We start from the raw sequence: 20,755 nt of genomic DNA on the forward strand, positions 1-20,755 counted from the left end.
TTTTATCAAAAAGGGAGTCTTCTTTCTATTTTTTTTATGATTCAGTTTTGAATCTCCAAAAGTAATTTTACACTAACAATCATCCCAAGGAGTGTTGCTTATTAAAAATAAAATCCCGCAAGCAGAAAGAAATACTTGCGGGTTTTCATTTCTAAATTATTTTATTAAAGATTCTTTTTAGAGATTATTAGCAGCTAAAATAGCATCTTTAACCATTTCTGCATCTACTTCAAATGGCATATTATGGATTGTTTCACCTTCAGCTGTACTTGCTTTAGCAACCTCTAAAATCTTGTCTTCTTTTACATCAGTTACACCGAGATCAGCTAATTTTGTTGGAAGCCCAACGGTTTTGCAAAAAGCAATAACCTGTTCTATTTCTACAGGATCTCTATCTTCTAAAACCATCTGGACGATAGTAGCAAAAGCTACTTTCTCACCATGTGTATTGCTGTGGGTTTCTTCTAATACGGTTAAACCATTGTGAATTGCATGCGCTGCAGCTAAGCCTCCACTTTCAAAACCTAAACCACTTAATAAAGTATTTGCTTCTACAACTTTTTCTAAGGCTTCAGTAACTACACCTGCTTCTGCAGCTGACTTAGCAGATTTACCATATTTGAGTAGTGTGTCATAACTTAATCTAGCAAGACTAACAGCTGTCATTGTCTGGCTTCCACCAGCAATTGTCGGAGCTTTGGTTTGATCACAGGCAGCTGCTTCAAAGTAAGTTGCTAGTGCATCACCCATCCCAGAAACTAAAAATCTAACTGGAGCATCGGCTACAATTTGAGTATCAATAATTACAACATCAGGGTTTTTGGGTAAGAAGAGATATTCTTCAAATACTCCCTCTTCTGTATAAATTACTGATAAAGCACTACAAGGTGCATCAGTTGCAGCTATTGTTGGTACAATCACTACCGGAAGCTCTGCATAATAAGCTACTGCTTTAGCAGTATCTAAAGTTTTACCACCACCAACTCCAATAACCATTTCTACTGCTTCAGCTTCAGCAACAGCTTGAAGCCTATCGATTTCGAGCTTAGAACACTCACCATTAAATTCTTTCATTACAACATCTTTTCCTTCTAAGCCTGATTCTAGTTCTTCCGAAAATAATTCATCTACAACTGGATCAGCAATCACCAGAACTTTTTCTCCAAAATCCTGAAGATAATCTGCCATTTCAGCAATGACATTTTTCCCCTGAACATACTTTCCTGGAGACTGTAATACTCTTGCCATAAATAACCACTCCTTAATTGAATTATTTTTCACAAACTCTTTCTCATTAACATAAATTAAAGATTTATCCTTCTATTCCTGCCTCAAAACAATTTTTTTTAAAAATTGGACAAAAAATCACTATTGGAAAACAGAATTTAATTGTGATGGTAATTTTTAGTTATTTTGTTGTAGAAAAGCAATTTTTTTCGATTTCTACTTATAATTTGTAAATGCTTTTATTAAATAGTTATTTTTGATATAATCTTTTCAAAGGTAGGTGTTTAATTTGAAAAAATACTATAAAGTAGATGCTTGGCAAGTTATTGAAGAGGGTTTTGATAAAGATTATAATAGAGTTACCGAAAGTATAATGAGCCTTGGTAATGGACATATGGGCTTAAGGGGCAATTTTGCTGAAAAATATAGTGGAGACAGCCTCCAGGGAACATATATTGCAGGTGTCTATTATCCTGATAAGACTATTGTTGGTTGGTGGAAAAATGGTTATCCTGAATATTTTGCCAAAATAGCAAATGCAACAAATTTTATTGGTATTGATCTAAAAATAGATGATACTGTAATTGATTTAAATCAAGTTGAGTTTAGTTCTTTTAAAAGGGTTTTAAATATGAAAGAAGCATATTTAAAAAGATCTTTTATTGTTAATATTAATAATCAAGAACTAGAAATTATCGAAAAAAGATTTTTAAATCAAAAAAATAAAGAAATAGCTGCAATTAACTATTCAATTAAAGCTCTTAGTGGAAAACATAAGCTAGAATTAAAGCCTTATCTAGATGGGAATGTAAAAAATGAAGATGCCAATTATGGCGATTTTTTCTGGAAAGGTGAAGAAGAAATAAATAATGAGCAGCAGTCATTATTAAGTATGAAAACTAAAAAATCGAATTTTAAAGTCAGTACTGCTATGAAATGGGAAGTAAATAAAGAATATCAAGAGCTGAAAAAAATTAAAGAAAAAAATTATATTGCGGATATTATAACTTTAAAGATAGAAAAAGGCGAAACAGTGGAGCTTAAAAAATATATAGCTCTTTGTACAAGCAGAGATTATAAAAAAGATTTAGTTAATGATCAAGCTTTAGAGAAAGTTAAGTCAGCAGCTGCTGATGGTTATCAAAAGCTCTTTGCTGAGCATAAAAAGGCCTGGGCCAAAATTTGGCAGGAAAGTGATATTAAAATCGAAGGTGATCTGGAAGCTCAGCAGGGAATTCGATTTAATATTTTTCACCTAAACCAAACTTATACAGGCCATGATCCCCGCTTGAATATTGGTCCTAAGGGCTTTACAGGTGAAAAATATGGTGGTTTAACTTATTGGGATACAGAAGCTTATTGTTTGCCATTTTATTTAGCAACTCACAGCCAGGAGGTTGCAAAAAATCTCCTAATATATAGATATAAACATCTGGAGAAGGCTATAGAAAATGCCGATAAACTTGGGCTTAAAGGTGCTCTCTATCCAATGGTGACTATCAATGGTGAAGAATGTCATAATGAATGGGAAATTACATTTGAAGAGATTCATCGTAATGGAGCAATTGCTCATGCAATCAAAGATTATATTGATTACACAGGTGACCAGGAATATATCAAAGATTATGGTTTTGAAGTTTTAGCAGAAATCTCTCGTTTTTGGGCTGATAGAGCTCATTTTAATCCCCGCAAAGATAAATATATGATCATCGGAGTTACCGGTCCCAATGAATATGAAAATAATATTAATAATAATTGGTATACCAATAAAATAGCTGTCTGGACCCTCAAATATACCTTAGAAAATAAAGAATATCTAAAAAATAATTATCCAGAAAGATATCAAGAATTAGTAGACAAGCTGCAGCTAAGTGAAGAGGATTATCAGCTCTGGCAGGATATGATAGAAAAAATGTACTATCCCTATTTAGACGACTATGATATTTATGCTCAACAGGATGGTTATTTGGACAAAGAACAAAAACTGGTTTCTGATTTAAAAGAAGAAGATATTCCCCTCCATAAAAACTGGTCCTGGGATAAAATTCTTCGTTCTCCCTATATCAAGCAGGCTGATGTTCTCCAGGGAGTGTATTATTTTGAAGATGAATTTGATCAAGCTAGTATGGAAAGACATTTTGATTTTTATGAACCACGAACAGTTCATGAATCATCCTTATCACCCTGTATTTATTCAATTATAGCGGCAGAAATTGGGAGAAAGGAAAAAGCTTATCAGCTTTATCTCAGAACTGCCAGACTGGATCTTGATAATTATAATTATGATACAGATGATGGCCTCCACATTACAAGTATGGCCGGAACCTGGATGTCAATAGTTAAAGGCTTTGCTGGCTATGAGGTTAAAGATTCTCAGCTGCAATTTAGACCCTTTTTACCAAAAGCATGGGAATCCTATGATTTTATGATCATTTTTAGAGGAAGAAGAATTAAGGTTGAGGTTAATAAAGAAAAAATAATCTTTGAACTTGAAGCAGGTAAAAAGTTGACGCTTAAAGTTTATGCTGAAGAATATCAGTTATCAGCTGAGCAAAAATTAATAATTGAAAAGTAAAATTAAATATAAATTAGCAAAAGGTTGTAATTAAAATTTTTATCAGAAATTAATTACAACCTTTTTTATTAAAGTTCCTTTTTTATTAAGTCGTAAAACTCTTTTAAACTACCCTGCCAGAATAGATCAGCTTCTTTACTTTCATTTTCAATCAAATGATTATTAATTATTAAAGTAGGAATACCAAGCTTTTGAGCTGCAGCATCTTCTGTCATATCATTACCTATCATCAAGCATTGATCAGGCTCTGCATCTATTTTTTCAAGTATTTCCTGATAATAATTAGGATTTGGTTTTGCATAACTCATGTTTTCATAGCTGGTTATTAAATCAAAGTCTTCGGCTGCCAAACCTGCCCAATTCAATCTCTCAATTACTGCCTGACGAGGGAAGAGAGGATTAGTCGCTAAAACAAGACTTTTATTTTTAGCTTTTAAATATGAAATAATATTAGCTGGAGTCTGGCTATCTAATTCAAAATCTTTTTTTAAGCTAGGGAAGACATTTTGGTAAAAATCATGGAAGCGGCCTTTTATTGCTTCCCGATCAGCTTCATTTAAATGAGCTAAAAAATCTTCCATAAATACCTCTTCATTGCTTTTTTGACCATTATTCTTGATCATTTTATGGGTTGAATCCATCAGATTAGCGATAAATTCCTGCTGATCAGAATATAGATCACTAAATTCTGCTGATAAAGCTGCAAAATAGCGATTTAAAAATTCATCTATATCAATTGTTAATAAAGTTCCATCTAAGTCAAATAAATATCTGTCTCTGCTTTTTAACACATTTAAGACCTCCAATTAAAATTTCTCTATTAAGGGTAAAAAATTAGTATTCTCAATAAGTATATCAGTAAATTCTATTAAATACTTTCTTTCCAACTCTCCAAAACGAGCAAGTTTAGGACTATCGATATCCAGGACTGCAATGGCTTCTCCTGCAACAATTATAGGCAGTACTATTTCTGATTTTGAAGCAGGATCACAAACTATGTGGTCGGGGAATTTACTAACATCCTTGACCAGCAAAATTTTGCGTTGACTAAAGGCCTTACCACAGACTCCTTTATCTTCATCAATTCTTACACAGGCTGTTTTACCCTGAAATGGACCCAAAATTAGTTGTTCATTTTTCCAGATGTAATAACCTGCCCAATTAATATCAGTCATAAATTGTGATAATACAGCAGTACTGTTGGCTAGATTTGCCAGCCAATCATCTTCAGATTCTAATAAAGCTTGAAAAGCCTTATTCATTTCTTTTAATTTTTCTTCTTGCTTATTCATATCTTCAACTCCTCCAGGAAATTTAGAAAAATTATTTTTCAGCAGCTAAATTATAAATTCAAAAAAAATGGTACTAAAATTGGAACTAAGGTTGAGAGAACAGCTCCACTAATAAAAGCAGGAATTACAACTGCTTCTCCACCAGCTTCCTTGATTAAGGGTAAGGTTACATCCATGGTAGTTGCTCCTCCAGGTGCAATTGCTGCTAAACCACCCATGTATTTGGCGATAACAGGAATTAAAATAACAGTTAAGAGTTCTCTAAAGACATTGGTCAAAAAAGCTAATGATCCTAGTTCAGGCCCATGCAAATTTGAAATCAACACCCCCGAAAGACTATACCAGCCAAATCCAGAACCAACTGCAGCTGATTCTCCTACAGCAAAACCAAGCAAGAAACCAATTAACACAGAGCCGATTAAAGTCCCTACAGCGATCAAAAAAGGTATTGCTAAAATCTTCCACCCCAGCACTTTAAGATCTGCCAGTATTTCTCTGCTGGCTCCAATATCAACTCCAACCCCAAATAATAATAAGGCAAGCGAATAATTTATTAGAGGTGCTAAAATACTATGAAATTCTGCTTGAAGCCAAAAGCGCCCAATTATTATCCCCATGATTACAGAAAAAAAGATTAAAAAAGTTATATTGCCTCCACCTTCTGGATTATCAACTTGCTTTTTGGTGCCTGAAGTCAACCCTTTTACAAGAATTAATTTAGCAAAAAAATAAAGTAATAAAACACTGAATATTATAGTGAAAATAGCAAATAATAATGCCTGTAGTCCTATCTGACCCAGCTGCCTAAAGATTTCTTCATTACTACCTAGATCTGCACCCATTGCAGCTAAAAGAATTACTAAACCTAATTTAGTAATTTTATCAGACAATTTGAGAAAATAATTATCCTTATTTATCTTCCATCCCAAAAATATACCGCTGAATAAAAAAAATAAAATCAGATAAAAATCCAAGAATATCCCCCCAAAATTAAAGCAAATTATTTATAAAGATAATTTTTCTCAACATAAGCAGAAGTCATCGCTCTTAACATAGCACTATAATTCATTTTGAAAGTTATAATATCTCCCACAGCTAATTCTTTTTTCAAATCTGTTAGATCTAATATTAAATGATCACTGCTTGCTCCTAGCACTTCTATGCCTTTATCAAGAGGATATAAACCATGATAATCAATATCCTGTTTACCAACAGCTGCAATTGCCCTTTTTCTAAGCCCTTTGTCTTTTAAGATCTGATTTCTACCTTTACCATCAAAAGCCATTTCACCTTCTGGATTAGATGGTTTAGCCTGTAATTCAATTATTTCTGCCCGCAAGCGAAAATTATAATGATTTAAATCCTTAAAAAGACGCTCATTAATAATATCTGTGCCAAGCAAAATACCCTCACCTATTCTTAAATTATTAATTTTAGAGCTCAAATCATGATTATTTAACAAGATAGTTGTAGCAGTATTGCCGGCAGAAATTCTATTTAATTTAAGCGAAAACTCTTCTTCTAAATCATGTTTTAATTCAATTAATTTTTTAGTATTATTTTCATCTGGCAACACCCCAGCAAAACAACCCAAATTAGTTCCGATCCCATCTAATTTAAGTCCATCCAATTTTATTATCTCTGCTGCAAGTTTTTGCAAATTTTCAGCTAATACACCCTCTCTTCGATCACCTAAATCTACCATAATTATTACTTTGATTTCTTTATTTGCTTTAACTGCAGCTTCAGCAGCTGCTCTAGCAGTTTTGATCTCACTGAGCAAAGTCGTATCAATATATTTTACCGCTTCTTCAAGCTCAGAAGGCATAGGTATTCTGAGCATCATTATCTCACCCTGATAGCCTGCCTCCCTATATTTTTTTATGTTCTGCAGTCTAGAATCAGCAATACTATTGACAGCAGCATTTTGAAAAGCCTTAAAAACTTTTAAATCCCCAGCAAAACCTTTAACAACTGCTGTTAAATCAATATTTTTTTCTTTTAACATCTTTTGCATTTGTACCGCGTTTTCTTCTATTTTATTTATATATATATCAATAACAGGAAAGCTCAATTAAATACCCCCTAAATTATTTATTATCTATTATAATTTATATCATATTTAAGAGATTTTATACAGTAATTTCACAAAAAAACGCAATATTATATTACTCAACTAAAAATATAACCCGGCAGTAAACTGCCGGGTACTCAATTAATGACTTATATTTGATTTTATAAAACTTTTATCTCTGCAGAGTTAATTGATATCTATTGTCCGCTTTTTAACAACTTTTTTCTCTACTTTTGGCAGATCAATAGTCAAAATACCATCATTATATTCTGCGGTAATTTCATCCTGCTTCACATTTTCTAGATAGAAACTGCGAGCATATCTGCCATGTCTTCTTTCACGGCGAATATAGTTTTCATTTTCTTCTTTTTCTTCTTCTGTGTGATCCACAGAAATTGTGAGATAATCATCATCAAGCTCTAGCTCAATATCATCTTTTTTAATACCAGGCATTTCAGCTTCGATGATATATTTATCATCGGTTTCTTTAATATCAGCTCTGAAACTACGATCAGCAAAATCCATCACATCACTAAATAGTCCTGAAACCATGTTAAATGGATCATCATCACGCTCAGCAACACTTCTACGCTTGCGGTTTCTAAATGGTACTAAATCAAACATAAAACCACCTCCGGTATTTTTTATATGATCATTTTACATCTTCATTCTACTTATATTATAGGATTAAAGTCAGAGAAGGTCAAAAATAATCAAAGCTCATTTTTAATCATTATAGCTTTTTATAGCTTATTAGAGCAGATTAGATGCTCCAATCGCAATAAATCTGCTATTTTTGACCTTAATTAATCAAATATTTTTCTTCAATTTTTCTTATCTTCATCATCTTCTTCATTTGCTTTTTTTGCTTCATTTTCCTCTTCTTCTGCTTCAGATTCAGCTCCATAATTATCTGCTTCTAGTTCTGCATAATGCTGCAGTTTTTCCTGCACAGCAGTATGAATAGTTTCTGCAGCTTTGCCCAGCATGATTTCTAAAACTTCATCAATATCTTCTACCACATATAGCTGGAAAATATCATCTTTAACTGCCTCAATAATATCATCACCTAACATTAGATTATCAAGATTACGTTTAGGAATTATTACCCCTTGTTGACCGGTTAACCCTTTGGATTCACAAACCTTGAAAAATCCTTCTATCTTTTCATTCACTCCACCAATTGGCTGGACAACACCTTTTTGATTCATAGAACCTGTAATGGCAATATCCTGTCTAACACCAATTCCAGAGAGAGAAGAAAGTAAGGCTACAACTTCTGCACAGGTTGCACTATCACCATCAACTCCACCATAACTTTGTTCAAAAGCAACTGAAGCTGTTAGACTGAGAGGATAATCCTGAGCATATTTACCACCTAAATAGCCAGTTAATATCATTACTCCTTTACTGTGTATCCTACCACTCATCTTAGCTTCTCTTTCTATATTAATTACTCCCTCTTTACCAAGATAGGTCCGAGCTGTAATTCTGGCTGGTCGACCAAATGTATAATTCCCTGCCTGATGGACTGACAAACCATTTATCTGACCTATTTCTTCTCCACTTACATCAAGTAAAAGATGATCTCTATCAATTTGTTCTTGAACCTTTTCTTCCAGTAAATTTGCTCGCATTTCTTTTTCTTCAATAGCTTTTCTTACATATTCTGCCTTTACTCTTTCCTCACCAGCCTGTTCTGTCCAAACATCCGCTTCGAATATTATCTCTATTATTTCATTAAATTTAGTAGATAGTTTTTGCCTATCTCCAGTCAAACGGGAGCTGAAATCAATCATTGCAGCTATAGCTCCAGCAGTAAACTCTCTAATTTCATAACGGTTAATAACTGAAGAAATAAAATCTGCAAATTTTTCAATATTTTCTTTGCTTCTTTCCATTACAGTATCAAAATCTGCTTTGATCTTAAATAATTCAGAAAACTCTTCATCAAAATTATAGAGTAGATAATATATATATGGTGTCCCAATCATTATCACTTTAAGGTCTAATTCAACAGCTTCAGGTTTTAAGGTTATAATGGGTACACTTCTATACTGTTCCCCGATGTTTTCAACAGTAATTTCCTGATTTATTAAAGCCCTTTTTAAAGTATCCCAGCAAAATGGATTACGCAAAAGATCTTTAGCATGGACAATTAAAAAACCACCATTTGCTCTGTGTAATGAACCACTTTTGATCATGGTAAAGTTGGTAGTTATTGTACCAAATTGACTGCCGCCTTCAATTTTCCCGAAGAGATTATAATAAGTTGGATTTTTTTCGTAAACAACAGGTGCACCTTCAGTTTTACTGTTATTAACAAAAACATTTATTTTATAGCGATTAAAAAAGTCTCCATCTTCATCTCTTTGCATAGGCAAAAAACTTCTTGACTGACTTTCATCATTTTCATTTCTAAAACGATCTATATGATCTACTATATCTTCCTGTACTTCCTCTAAATAATCAATTATAACTTCTGATTCACTGTATTTTTCTTCAAGATGACAGATTATTGGTTGAACAACTGATAAACCAATCTTTTTCTCAAGTGCAGATAGTTCCTCCTGAGCCTCTTCTTTGATAGATCTAATTTCTCGCATTACCTGAGAAATCTCATTCTGGATTTCTTGACTACGTTCTCTTATTTTTTCTCTTTTTTCATCATCCATTTCTTGAAAATCCTCTCTGCTGAGAGGCTCTCCATTTTCATCTATCGGCACAGGTACCAAACCCTGTGAAGTATTCTGCAGCATAAAACCTCTTTCTTTTGCAGATGCTTCAAACTCTTTCATAATCTTATTTGATTTAGGTTGATATTCATTAAGTATTTCTTTTCTTTCTTTATCATATTCTTCCCCCTCAAAAGCCCGAGGGATTTCTTCTTTCAACTCTTCTACTATTTTTTCCAGATCAGTTTTAAGTTCACTACCAGTTCCAGCTTCAACTTTCATTACTCTAGTTTTTTCTGATTCATAAAAGTTATATACATATAATATATCCTGGGGTTTTCCCATTTCGGCTGATCTTTCTTCAGCAATATTTTCAGCATAGGTTGATTTTCCAGTTCCAGATTCACCGGCCATAAAAATATTATAGCCTTTCTTTTCTACTCTCATCCCAAAACTCAGAGATTTAGCAGCCCGATTTTGACCTACAATTTTTTCATCAATAGGAGATAATTCTTCTGTACTACTAAAATCAAGTTCACTTTCTTGATAGCTATAGTCTAATTTAGAAATAGGGATTTTATATTTATCCATTTTAATCCTCCTCTGCAAATTAAATTAGCTGTTCAGCTTTCATTCTTTAGTTTTAGCTTATATATATTAGTTCTTTAAAAAATTATTTAATCCTGCCTTTTTGCTTATACTAAATTATTATTCTGCTTTGCTCACTTTAATTATAAATATAGTATTTCACAAGAAAATTATGCTAAAATAGCATTTGAAAAATAATATGAAATAGGGTAAAATGATATTAGAAAGTTATTTTTTTAACAAAGTATTTTAAAGAGGAGTTTTATCATGGATAAACGCTCAGAAAATATTCCTAATATTATTATAAGAAGACTGCCGATCTACTATAAACATCTCAAAAAACTAAAAAATAGGGCAAAAGAATATATTTCTTCTGAGGAATTAGCAGAACTGACTGGTTTCAGCAGCTCACTAATTAGAAAAGATTTGAGTTATTTTGGAAATTTTGGCCGAAAGAGTTATGGTTATGATATATATTGTCTTTTACAAGAGCTTAGTATTATAATGGGTTTCAACCATCCCAAAAACCTTATTATAGTGGGAGCAGGCCACCTGGGCCAGGCTTTAGTCCATAACAAAGGTTATGAAGAAAGGGGCTACAAACTTAAAGGGGTTTTTGATAAAAATCCTAAGTTAATAGGGCTTTTTCTTGATGATATAAAAATAAGAAGCGTTGAAGAAATGTGTGATTTTGTAAAAGAAGAAAAAATTGATATTGCAGCATTAACAGTTCCCAAAGGGGTAGCTCAAAAAACGGCTGAGCTCTTAATTGAGGCTGGAGTAATCGGAATTTGGGATTTTACTGAAGTAGCATTAAAAGTTCCTAATAATATCTTGCTTGAAGAACAACATATAAATGAAGGGCTTTGCAAGTTATCCTGCAAAATAAATCAAAATTTTAATTAAAAATACTATTCCTTAAAAAGCGAGGAACTATGAGCTTTAACAAAATTTCCACTTCCTTTTTCAGCTTTAAGTTCATCTTTAAATATTATTTTCCCTCGTCTAATTGTTATAATAGGATAACCCTTAACTTCAAAATTTTTATATGGACTATAAGCAGCTGCAGAATGCAAGTTTTCTGCAGTTAATTTTTTTTGCAGTTCTGGATCGAAAACTGTTAAATCAGCATCACTTCCCAATTCAAGTGAGCCTTTTTGCGGATATAAGCCAAATATTTTGGCAGGATTTACACTTAACATTTCAACCATCTTTTCAAGCGAAATATAATTTCTAGCTACACCATAGCTATATATTAAAGGTAAAAGGGTTTCTGTACCTGGAATTCCCGGCAGAATATCAAAAGCACTTTCTGACTGGAATTTCTGTTCTTTAGTAAAGGCACAGTGATCTGTAGCAAAAATTTGGATTTCATTGCTGCTGACAGCCTCCCATAATTTTTGATTATCATAACTGCTGCGCAGGGGTGGGGTCATAAAGTACAGTTGGGGGTTTTCACCTTTTAAAAGAGCATTATCAAGCATCAAGTAATGAGGAGCGGTCTCTGTAAAAATATCAGTTCCTTTGTTTCGTAGTTCTTTTACTGCCTTATTCCCAGCAGCTGAAGATAGATGGACTATATAAATAGGTATATCTGCCTTTAAAGCAGCCTTCCCCAGCTCCAGTACTGCCAATTTTTCTGCCAAAGAAGGTCTTACTGCTGCATGAACTGCAGGCTCAGTAAGATCTCTTTTTTTATAAGCTGCTTCTAAATCCTCAATTAAAGCATCATCTTCTGCGTGGACTGTCGGCAGAAGCTTTAATTCTTTAAGCCTGGCAAAAAGCTCAGCATAAAGATTTTTATCAAAGATATAACCTTCCTTTTTATAGGTGGTAAATATCTTTATACTTGCTAGAGCAAGTTCTTTTAAATCTTCTAATTTTTTAGAAATATGTGAATCAAAATCTTCTATAACCTGATGAAAGCTGTAATCTATAATAGAATCTTCTGCCTCTCTGCACCGTTCCTTAAAAGCCCTTTTAAAGTCAGCATCTTGAGGGAAATCAATATAATCGATGATAGTTGTTACTCCACCTGCTGCTGCAGATATACTGCCTTTATAAAAATCATCAGCACTTAGAGTCCCTCTAGAATGTAAAGCATAATGAGTGTGGGCATCAATAACTCCCGGGAATATATATTTCCCTTCTAAATCTATTGCTTTTATCTTGTTTTCATTTTCTAATTGAGAAAAATATCCTCTCTCTTCAACAGCAGCAATTTTTTCTCCTTCAATTAACAAATCAGAATTATGTATCCCTTTATCATCTATCAATTTAGCATTTTTTAATAGTAATTTATCCATTTTGCCCACCACCTATTAAACTATTTCTTCTATCGAACTACAAATTCCTGCTCCTAATTGGCTAAAATCAAATTCTTCTCTTGCTTGTGAAGATAAAATTTTCCCTTTTTTTAGATATGCTATTCTATCTGCAAGCTCTTTTATCTGTCTCCTATCATGACTAACCATTACTACAGTCATTTCCTCAGTGACAAGATCAGCAAAATGGGAATTGAAAAAATTAATACTTTCTTCATCTAAATTTGTTGTTGCCTCATCAACAAATAAGATTTCAGGTTCTGTAACCAGTGCTCTAGCAATAGAAACTTTTTGCCTTTCTCCACCTGAAAGTGTATAAACTGACTGTTCAAGCAAATCATCTATCTCTATTTTCTGACTGATGTTTTTTACCTTTTTATGGATTATTTTTTTATTAAACCCCCTTAACTTAAGGGGTAGGGCAATGTTATGATATACATTACCTCTATAAAGGTAAGGTTCCTGCCAGATAACCGAAAATCTTCTTCTCAACTCACAATTTCTTTCCTTTTTACTAATTATTTTACCTTTATAATATATTGTCCCTTGATAATCATTATCTATCATGCTCAAAATATTGAGCAGACTTGTTTTACCAGAGCCATTAGCACCAATAATAAAATTGAATTTACCTTTGATAACAGAGTATTTTCTTATTTGAAGAATCTGTTTATTATTTATGTTTTTATCAATATTTTCTACCTTAAGTATTTTATTACCTCTGTTCATAGTGCTCTCCTTCCTGGAGAAAATATACTAAAAAATTAATTGTAAAAGAAAGTATAAGTAATATTATTCCCAAAGCTAGGGCAAAAGAGAATCTACCTTTATTTGTTTCTAGTGCCATTGCAGTTGTCATTGTTCTGGTAACACCTCTAATATTACCACCTAACATCATAGAAATCCCAATTTCTCCTAAAACTCTTCCAAAACCTGCAATAACAGCTCCAATAATTCCGTATCTAGCTTCCATGATCAGTAATTTAAACTGCTGTTTTTTGGTTGCCCCCAATGATTTAGCTGTTTTATAGAGTTTTTCATCTAAAGAAAAAATGGTGTTTCTAACCAGGGCTGTAATCAAAGGTAAAATTAAAATAGTTTGACCCATAATAATTCCAGTTGAGCTAAATAATAATTGGTATTCCCCCAAAATACCCCTTCTTGAAATTAATGAATAAACAAATATACCAACAACAACAGTTGGCAAGCTTAAGAGAGTATTTAAAATTACATTAAAAAATTTCTTTGCTGAAAAATCTTTTCTGGCGATTATTACTGCCATAGGAACTGCAATAGTTGAAGCAATTATTGTTGATGATGTAGAAAGCCTGAGTGATGTAGCCACAACATTCAGCAGTTCTCTATCCAGAGTAATAATCAGATTAAAAGCTTCTCTAAATGCTTCGCTATAATAGTTCAAAGTTTATCCCCCTGTCAATTACATACTTTTTTAAAACCAAAAAAGGTATTCATCAGTTTTATGATAAACCCAGTTATTCAACTGACAAATACCTTATTAATTATATTACTTTATCTTATTTTAATCAACGAGATTTTCTGAACTAATAGCATCTGGATAAAATAATTGTTCACCATAGCTGCTAAAGTTATTAATTATGTTTTGACCTGCTTGAGAAGTGACAAAACCTACAAAAGCCATTGCCATTGGATAATTTACATGACTATGATATGCAGGGTTAACCGGTATTATACCATAAGGATTAAAGAGCACAGGATCTCCACTGTTTAAAACTTCTAGATCTATTTCACCACTATAGGCCAAAAAAGTCCCTCTATCGGCAAATATATAAGCTTCTCTCTCATCTGCCATAGTAATACTCGCTCCCATTCCCTGGCCCCCTTCTATATACCAGCTCTCAGTTAAATCTACTCCTGCTTCTACCCAAATAGATAATTCTTTTTTGTTTGTACCTGAATCATCTCCCCGAGAAATAAATTCAGCTTCTGCATTTGCAATTGCTGAAAATGCCTCTACAGCTGATTCAAGCTCAGAAATGCCTACCGGGTCATTAGGAGGACCAAGAATTACAAAATCATTATACATTACATCACGGCGGTTAACACCATAACCAGCTTCAATAAATTCATCTTCAGCCTCACGAGCATGAACAAAGATAATGTCAGCATCACCATTTGCACCCAAGCTTATAGCTTGCCCTGTACCAACTGATACTACATCTACCCTTACCTCAAAAATTTCTTCAAAGGGTGGTATTAATTCATCTAATAAACCGGAATTTTCTGTGCTTGTTGTAGTTGCCAGAATCAGCCTGTCTTGAGCAGCAGCTGATCCAGTCAAAACAAGAAAAATTATCAGAATAAAAAATAAAGCAAAATATCTTTTTTTCATCATTATTCTCCTTAATTTTCAGCCAAAAAAATAACTTCCAGTTTTAAGTAATTCAACCGGAAGTAGTTAAAATGGAGTAAAAATCATAATTTATCATAAAAATACTCCTTTCCATTCCGGGAGGCCAAGCCGTTTCCAGGTTGACCCTATCGGTATATCTACCATAATAATATTAAATTACTCAGGTAAATATACTCGGAGTTTTTTGATTATTGCAAATATAATAATATTATCATTTTAACTTTTTGTCAAGCTATTTGTTAAAAAAGGTACATTCTTGCTTCATATGGTTTAAGCTGAGGTTCTAAGCTAAATTCTGGCTCATAATTATAATTGTTCAATAAGAGCTCAGCATTTTCGATCTCAAGCTCATTTTGCAAATCAATTTTAACCGGCTGATCACTAAAATTAAGCATTACAAGCAGATTATTTTCTTCCCCTTCTCTTAGATAAGTGTAGACATTTGGATCAGCTTCTAATAACAATTTATATTTACCATAAACAAATACAGGGTACTCTTTTCTTAAAGCAATTAATTGCTGATAATATTTAAATACTGAGTCTTCAGACTGCAGATCTTTTTCCACATTAATTTCCGGATAATTATCATTCATTTTTATCCAGGGTTCTACATTACTAAAGCCTGCGAATTTGCTGTCATCCCAGTGCATAGGTGTTCTAGCATTATCTCTACTTCTATAATTGGCTATTTCCAGCATTTCTTCTTTGCTCATTTCACCTTTTTCTTTGAGGTCATTTAAATAGCCTCTGGTTTCTATATCATCAAAATCAGCTAAGGAATTAAAACTAATGTTGGTCATTCCTATTTCTTCACCTTGATAAATAAAAGGGGTTCCTCTTAAAGTATGCAGCAGAGTGCCGAGCATTTTGGCTGATTCTTTTCTGTATTTACCATCATCTCCATAGCGAGATACAATTCTCGGCTGATCATGATTGCAAAAATAGAGGCTGGTCCAGCCATTGTTTTGCTGCAGTTTATACTGCCATTCTGTCATTAAATCTTTGAGCTCTTTTAACTCCCACTGAGATATATTTTCCCAGGCTCCCTTTTTATCAAATTCAACATGTTCAAAGGGGATAATCATACTGAATTCCTGCCGTTCTTCTTTAACAAATTTTATTGCTTCATCTTTATCTACAAATGGTGTTTCTCCAACTGTCATAGCATCATAATTATTATAGGTGTTTTCGGCCATTTCTTGAATAAATTCGTGTACTCTGGGTCCATTTGCAAAATGTTCGTGTCCACAAAGCCCACCTTCTTTGCCATCAGGAAAATCCTGGTTTTTAGAAATAAGGTTTATTACATCAAGTCTAAATCCATCTATACCTTTTTCTAACCACCAGTTTATCATCTCATAAAGTTCTTCTCTCACTTTTTTGTTTTCCCAATTTAGATCAGGCTGTTTTTTTGAAAATAAATGGAGATAATATTGATCTGTTTTTTTATCATATTCCCAGACTGAACCACCAAAAAAGGACTTCCAATTATTTGGGGGTGAAGCATTTTTGCCATCTTTCCAAACATAATAATCACGATAAGGGTTATCTTTGCTTTTAGCTGACTCTTTAAACCAGTAATGCTCATCAGAAGTATGATTAATTACTAAATCCATTATTATCTTCATATCCCTTGCTTTTAAAAGTGACATCAATTCTTCTAAATCTTCCATTGTTCCAAACTCATCCATAATGGCTCTGTAATCACTGATATCATAGCCATTATCATCATTGGGAGATTTATAGATTGGATTTAACCAAACTGCATCTACACCCAGCTGCTCAAGGTAATCTATTTTTTCTATAATCCCTCTTAAATCTCCTATTCCATCACCATTACTATCATTAAAGCTCCTGGGATAAATTTGATATACTACTGCTTCTTTCCACCACTGTTTCTCCATTTAATATTTCCTCCTTAGGCTGTCTCTCTTTTGATAAGACTTAAATCTAATTCTTTTTCAAAACGTTCTTTTAAATCTCCTTCAATTGCTTTTAGCAGAACCTCTATTGTCAGCTGGCCAAGTTTATACATCGGCTGCCAGATAGTAGTAATTTTTAAATACTTAGCAAGTTCTATATTATCATATCCTATTAAAGCAATATCATCAGGAGCTTTTAAAGCTCTTTCTTCTAATGCTTGTATAGCACCTATGGCTTGATTATCAGATGCTGCAAAAACAGCACTAGGCCATTGAGATCGCGGCAATTCTAATAATTCCTGCATAGATTGATAGCCATCTTCTGCATAGAAATCACTCTCAATAATATATTTTTCATCAAGATCAAGCTTATGTTTTTTAAAGGCTTTTTTTACTCCTTGAAATCTCTCTTGAGCATTATAGTGCTCAGGATCTCCATTGATAAAGGCTATTTTTTGATGACCAGAATTGAATAAATAGTCAACTGCCATTTCTGCCCCCTTTATATTATCAAAATAGATGGAATGGAAATCCTTTGACCTTTCATCAGCGATTACAACAGGCATCTCACTTTCTAAAAGCTCTTGATAATTGCTATTAGAGATATTCATTGTAATTGCTGCGATTCCATCAACTTTACGGCTGTGAACTATATCCATTATTTTAGAAATTCTCTTTTCATCTACATCTATTTTATATAATATCAAATCTACTTCTTTTTTTTCTAAACTATCCTGAATTCCTTTTAAAACTTCAACAAAGAAATGATCCACAAAACTAGGTAAAATAACGGCTACAGCATTTGATTTTTGTTTTGCTAGATTTTGAGCAACTTTGCTGGGGCGATAATCCAGTTCGTTCATTACCTGAATGATCTTATCTCTTGTTTCTGCTTTGACTTTATCACTATCATTGATCACTCTTGAAACTGTTGCAATTCCAACCCCCGCTTTTTTTGCTACATCATAGATATTTGTTTTGTCTTTAGCCATAATAGAATATCCTTTCGTGTATTCTAAAAAAGATTTGCGTAATTTAAATTAAAGCGAAAATATTTTTTATTTTAAAATCAGGACCCCACTGAGAGATCCTGATTTTATATAATAATTAAATTTATTCTAGCTCACCAGTTTCAAAACCCAATAAATCTTCTAAATCCATTTCTAAATATTCAAGAGCAGTGCTTGCCCCAAGATCACCTGTTAAAACAAAGTATATATTCTCAGAAATCAAGGAAGAAACCTCATTATATAATTCACCTGTCTGACTTGAAGGACGTGGTACTGCATTTTCAAAAACCTCATATAAATCCTCAAAAAACGGATTTGCTGCTAAAACTTCTTCATCTTCATAAAGTTCTTCTATAGTTGGATTAAAAGCACCTTCAACAGCTCTCATTTTTTGTATTCTAGGTCCTGCCATAAATAGTGCTAATTCAGCTGCCAGTTCTTTATTTTCACTAAATCTGCTTACAGCTAAATTCCAGCCTCCTAAAGCTGCTGAACTTTCTCCTTGTTCTCCTGCAGGTAATGGAGCAAGATCAAATTTTCCAGCAACAGCCTTTCCTTCTTCTGAAGCTAGAGCATATACATAAGGCCAGTTGCGTAAAAAGGCAGCATTACCAGCTTCAAAAATTATTCTTGAGCTTTCTTCAACAAGGCCGGTTGTTTCTGGTGGAGAAATCTCTCCTATCCAGTTTCCGGCTCTATTTACTGCTTCAACCGCCTGTTCATTATTAACAGTAATTTCTCCCTCTTCACTTATAATTCTGCCTCCCCCGTGAGAATGAATCCATTCTAGAGCATTACAGGTTAGACCCTCATAGTCATATCCCTGCCAGACATATCCCCAAAAATCAGGATTATCTTCTCTTTCACCTGCTTGAATTACTGCAGCCATCTCTTCTAATTCATCCCAAGTTTGAGGAGGACCATCAAAGCCATATTCTTCTAAAAGATCAGTTCTATAATAGAGTAAACCAGCATCTGTAAACCAAGGTATGGCTGCTAATTCACCATCAATAGTATTATTTTCTATCATTGCAGCAAAATGTTGATCAGCTATTTCTTCAGCTCCATATTCATTTAAATCAACTAAGTAATGACTAAATTCTCCAGGCCAGATTACATCAATTTGATAAACATCGATCTCAGGGCTTTCCCGATCTAAGTGTTGCAGGAAAACAGATCTTCTTTCATCAGAGGTTTCAGGTGCAGCTTGAATATTTACTGTCACACCCGGATTTTCCTCTTCAAAAATCTCTGCAGCCCTCTCAGCTAATTCCTGTTCAATCCCAACAGTACCTACAGCCATGGTAATTTCCACTTCTTCTGCCAAAACTAATGGGTTGAGAGCAAAGATCATCAAAATAAAAAATATAAATAATGTCTTTTTCATTTTAACCCCCCTAGAATTGTTAAAAAAGATATTTTGGAACCGCTTCCATAAATCTAGTATAACAAGCAATAATTATATTGTCAAAAAAATATTAATACTTTTCTGACAAAGAAAAACCAGGGTTAAAAACCCTGGTTTTAGTCTTTGTTTATTTCTTTAATTAGTAACCACTCAACATGTAGTAGTCAATCATAGCTCTGTTTTTAATTTTGTCATGTCTAAGATCGGTGTCAGAACTAACGCTTTTCTTAACCTCTAATCTGCCTCTGTAATTTTTCCGTTGCTTGAGAAATTTTTTCACGATGATGCCCCCCTTAATAAATTGATTTTATTGAGGGAACATACTCGCTACACAGCTGCTTTGTTCCAAAACTAAACCACCGACCTAATAAAGCACTCTGCTACTAATCTTTCTGTCGGTTCACCTTGATTATACAATTATAATAATACTTTTGCAAGAGAAAAAAGAAAATATTTATAATTTTCAGTATTTATATTTATTATATAATTCTGCTCTCCTGTGAGCAAGGAAATATCCCATTTTCAAGTCTTTTATTCTGCTTATTTTTTCAGACTCTAATAAAGCCACAGTATAGCTTTCTTCAGCAGCAGAACTTTGAGCAAGAACTTTTCCTTTAGGATCTATAATTAAAGCTGTTCCTTCCATTCCTGACTCTTGATTAACTAAATTTGCTGCAATAAGATAACAGCTATTATCATAGGCCCTAGCCTGTAAAAATCTTAAAAAACGCTCTTTTTTGCTCAGACAATCTTCCCTAGGACTGGCAAAAGCAACAAATATTATTTCTGCCCCTTTTAAAGCTTGAATAGTACTAAGCTCAGGAAAATGGCTGTCATAACAAATTTGCATAGCAATTTTAGTGTTCTTTACTGTAAAAACTTCTATTTCTTGACCGGCAGAAAATATTTTGCTTTCATTTGGACTCAAATGGGTTTTTCTATATTTAGCAAGAATACCATCTGAAGAAATTAGAAGCTGGGTAATATAATAATTAGCAGCTTCTTTTTCAGCTAAGCCGACTATAAGAATTTGCTGATATTCTTCAGCAATTAAGCTAAGTTCCTTAACTGCTGAAGAATTAGTATTGAGAGCATAATCTTTAATTCTAGGCTCATTAGAATAGCCTGTTACTGCCATTTCGGGAAAAAGAATTATCTCAGCTTTATCCTGCAGTTTAGCTGTCCACTTTCTTATATTTTTAATATTTTTTCTAATATTAAAAGCTTCTGACTCAAAATTTACTGCAGCAGCTCTCAAATCTTCCATT

The 20,755-nt window shown here is 33.2% G+C and carries 17 protein-coding genes and 1 riboswitch; of the genes, 2 read left to right on the plus strand and 15 right to left on the minus strand.

Annotated elements, in window-relative coordinates; genetic code table 11:
* Positions 1 to 177: 177 nt before the first annotated feature.
* Complete coding sequence (locus LJ207_RS08920; RefSeq protein WP_229346148.1) at positions 178 to 1,248, minus strand: glycerol dehydrogenase; 1,071 nt, start codon at positions 1,246 to 1,248, stop codon at positions 178 to 180.
* 268 nt (positions 1,249 to 1,516) lie between these two features.
* On the opposite strand from LJ207_RS08920, the gene LJ207_RS08925 reads away from it, so the two are divergent.
* Positions 1,517 to 3,802 carry a family 65 glycosyl hydrolase domain-containing protein gene (locus tag LJ207_RS08925; RefSeq protein WP_255666829.1) on the plus strand — a complete coding sequence of 762 codons (2,286 nt, stop codon included), beginning with the start codon at positions 1,517 to 1,519 and terminating at the stop codon, positions 3,800 to 3,802.
* 68 nt (positions 3,803 to 3,870) lie between these two features.
* Here the strand turns inward: LJ207_RS08925 and LJ207_RS08930 are convergent, their stop codons facing one another.
* The 6 genes from LJ207_RS08930 to LJ207_RS08955 form a co-directional block, all read right to left on the minus strand.
* Positions 3,871 to 4,593: an HAD family hydrolase gene (locus LJ207_RS08930; RefSeq protein WP_229346150.1), complete on the minus strand. Its 723-nt coding sequence runs from the start codon at positions 4,591 to 4,593 to the stop codon at positions 3,871 to 3,873.
* A 15-nt stretch (positions 4,594 to 4,608) separates the two neighbouring features.
* Positions 4,609 to 5,094, minus strand: a complete 486-nt coding sequence (locus LJ207_RS08935) for a free L-methionine (R)-S-oxide reductase MsrC (protein ID WP_229346151.1) — start codon at positions 5,092 to 5,094, stop codon at positions 4,609 to 4,611.
* Between the two features lie 50 nt (positions 5,095 to 5,144).
* Positions 5,145 to 6,068 carry a LysO family transporter gene (locus LJ207_RS08940; RefSeq protein ID WP_229346152.1) on the minus strand — a complete coding sequence of 308 codons (924 nt, stop codon included), beginning with the start codon at positions 6,066 to 6,068 and terminating at the stop codon, positions 5,145 to 5,147.
* 26 nt (positions 6,069 to 6,094) lie between these two features.
* Positions 6,095 to 7,168, minus strand: coding sequence for an alanine racemase (locus tag LJ207_RS08945; protein ID WP_229346153.1), 1,074 nt, complete (start codon positions 7,166 to 7,168; stop codon positions 6,095 to 6,097).
* Between the two features lie 186 nt (positions 7,169 to 7,354).
* Positions 7,355 to 7,792, minus strand: a complete 438-nt coding sequence (locus tag LJ207_RS08950; protein ID WP_229346154.1) for an Hsp20/alpha crystallin family protein — start codon at positions 7,790 to 7,792, stop codon at positions 7,355 to 7,357.
* Between the two features lie 200 nt (positions 7,793 to 7,992).
* Positions 7,993 to 10,434, minus strand: coding sequence for an ATP-binding protein (locus LJ207_RS08955; protein ID WP_229346155.1), 2,442 nt, complete (start codon positions 10,432 to 10,434; stop codon positions 7,993 to 7,995).
* 264 nt (positions 10,435 to 10,698) lie between these two features.
* On the opposite strand from LJ207_RS08955, the gene LJ207_RS08960 reads away from it, so the two are divergent.
* The gene (locus LJ207_RS08960) at positions 10,699 to 11,337 is read left to right on the plus strand and encodes a redox-sensing transcriptional repressor Rex (RefSeq protein WP_229346156.1); all 639 of its coding nucleotides are present in this window, start codon (positions 10,699 to 10,701) and stop codon (positions 11,335 to 11,337) included.
* Between the two features lie 5 nt (positions 11,338 to 11,342).
* Here LJ207_RS08960 and LJ207_RS08965 read toward each other — a convergent pair whose 3' ends face one another.
* From LJ207_RS08965 to LJ207_RS09000, 8 genes are all read right to left on the minus strand, one after another.
* Positions 11,343 to 12,737 (minus strand): amidohydrolase family protein, encoded by a 1,395-nt coding sequence (locus LJ207_RS08965; RefSeq protein WP_229346157.1) that lies wholly within the window; start codon positions 12,735 to 12,737, stop codon positions 11,343 to 11,345.
* Between the two features lie 15 nt (positions 12,738 to 12,752).
* Positions 12,753 to 13,484 (minus strand): ABC transporter ATP-binding protein, encoded by a 732-nt coding sequence (locus LJ207_RS08970; RefSeq protein ID WP_229346158.1) that lies wholly within the window; start codon positions 13,482 to 13,484, stop codon positions 12,753 to 12,755.
* Positions 13,471 to 14,175 carry an ABC transporter permease gene (locus LJ207_RS08975; protein WP_229346159.1) on the minus strand — a complete coding sequence of 235 codons (705 nt, stop codon included), beginning with the start codon at positions 14,173 to 14,175 and terminating at the stop codon, positions 13,471 to 13,473. The genes LJ207_RS08970 and LJ207_RS08975 overlap by 14 nt, the downstream gene beginning before the upstream one ends.
* A gap of 120 nt (positions 14,176 to 14,295) precedes the next feature.
* Entirely contained in the window at positions 14,296 to 15,126 is an 831-nt protein-coding gene (locus LJ207_RS08980) for an ABC transporter substrate-binding protein (protein ID WP_229346160.1), read from the minus strand.
* Between the two features lie 88 nt (positions 15,127 to 15,214).
* Positions 15,215 to 15,339: riboswitch (molybdenum cofactor riboswitch) on the minus strand.
* Positions 15,340 to 15,386: 47 nt separating this feature from the next.
* Positions 15,387 to 17,051: a glycoside hydrolase family 13 protein gene (locus tag LJ207_RS08985; protein ID WP_229346161.1), complete on the minus strand. Its 1,665-nt coding sequence runs from the start codon at positions 17,049 to 17,051 to the stop codon at positions 15,387 to 15,389.
* A gap of 14 nt (positions 17,052 to 17,065) precedes the next feature.
* Positions 17,066 to 18,061, minus strand: coding sequence for a LacI family DNA-binding transcriptional regulator (locus LJ207_RS08990; RefSeq protein WP_229346162.1), 996 nt, complete (start codon positions 18,059 to 18,061; stop codon positions 17,066 to 17,068).
* A gap of 121 nt (positions 18,062 to 18,182) precedes the next feature.
* On the minus strand, positions 18,183 to 19,466 hold the full coding sequence (locus LJ207_RS08995; protein WP_229346163.1) for an ABC transporter substrate-binding protein: 1,284 nt from the start codon (positions 19,464 to 19,466) through the stop codon (positions 18,183 to 18,185).
* A 484-nt stretch (positions 19,467 to 19,950) separates the two neighbouring features.
* A complete protein-coding gene (locus tag LJ207_RS09000) occupies positions 19,951 to 20,754 on the minus strand; it encodes a nitrilase-related carbon-nitrogen hydrolase (RefSeq protein ID WP_229346164.1) in 804 nt (267 codons plus the stop codon).
* Position 20,755 lies beyond the last annotated feature (1 nt).

The sequence above is a fragment of the Halanaerobium polyolivorans genome, from assembly GCF_020711195.1.
GTDB classification, from domain to species: Bacteria; Bacillota; Halanaerobiia; order Halanaerobiales; family Halanaerobiaceae; genus Halanaerobium; species Halanaerobium polyolivorans.

Coding starts and splice junctions, on each gene's coding strand:
- LJ207_RS08920 (WP_229346148.1), bottom strand. CDS start 1,248: ATGGCAAGAGTATTACAGTCTCCAGGAAAGTATGTTCAGGGGAAAAAT.
- LJ207_RS08935 (WP_229346151.1), bottom strand. CDS start 5,094: ATGAATAAGCAAGAAGAAAAATTAAAAGAAATGAATAAGGCTTTTCAA.
- LJ207_RS08950 (WP_229346154.1), bottom strand. CDS start 7,792: ATGTTTGATTTAGTACCATTTAGAAACCGCAAGCGTAGAAGTGTTGCT.
- LJ207_RS08955 (WP_229346155.1), bottom strand. CDS start 10,434: ATGGATAAATATAAAATCCCTATTTCTAAATTAGACTATAGCTATCAA.
- LJ207_RS08960 (WP_229346156.1), top strand. CDS start 10,699: ATGGATAAACGCTCAGAAAATATTCCTAATATTATTATAAGAAGACTG.
- LJ207_RS08965 (WP_229346157.1), bottom strand. CDS start 12,737: ATGGATAAATTACTATTAAAAAATGCTAAATTGATAGATGATAAAGGG.
- LJ207_RS08970 (WP_229346158.1), bottom strand. CDS start 13,484: ATGAACAGAGGTAATAAAATACTTAAGGTAGAAAATATTGATAAAAAC.
- LJ207_RS08980 (WP_229346160.1), bottom strand. CDS start 15,126: ATGAAAAAAAGATATTTTGCTTTATTTTTTATTCTGATAATTTTTCTT.
- LJ207_RS08985 (WP_229346161.1), bottom strand. CDS start 17,051: ATGGAGAAACAGTGGTGGAAAGAAGCAGTAGTATATCAAATTTATCCC.
- LJ207_RS08990 (WP_229346162.1), bottom strand. CDS start 18,061: ATGGCTAAAGACAAAACAAATATCTATGATGTAGCAAAAAAAGCGGGG.
- LJ207_RS08995 (WP_229346163.1), bottom strand. CDS start 19,466: ATGAAAAAGACATTATTTATATTTTTTATTTTGATGATCTTTGCTCTC.
- LJ207_RS09000 (WP_229346164.1), bottom strand. CDS start 20,754: ATGGAAGATTTGAGAGCTGCTGCAGTAAATTTTGAGTCAGAAGCTTTT.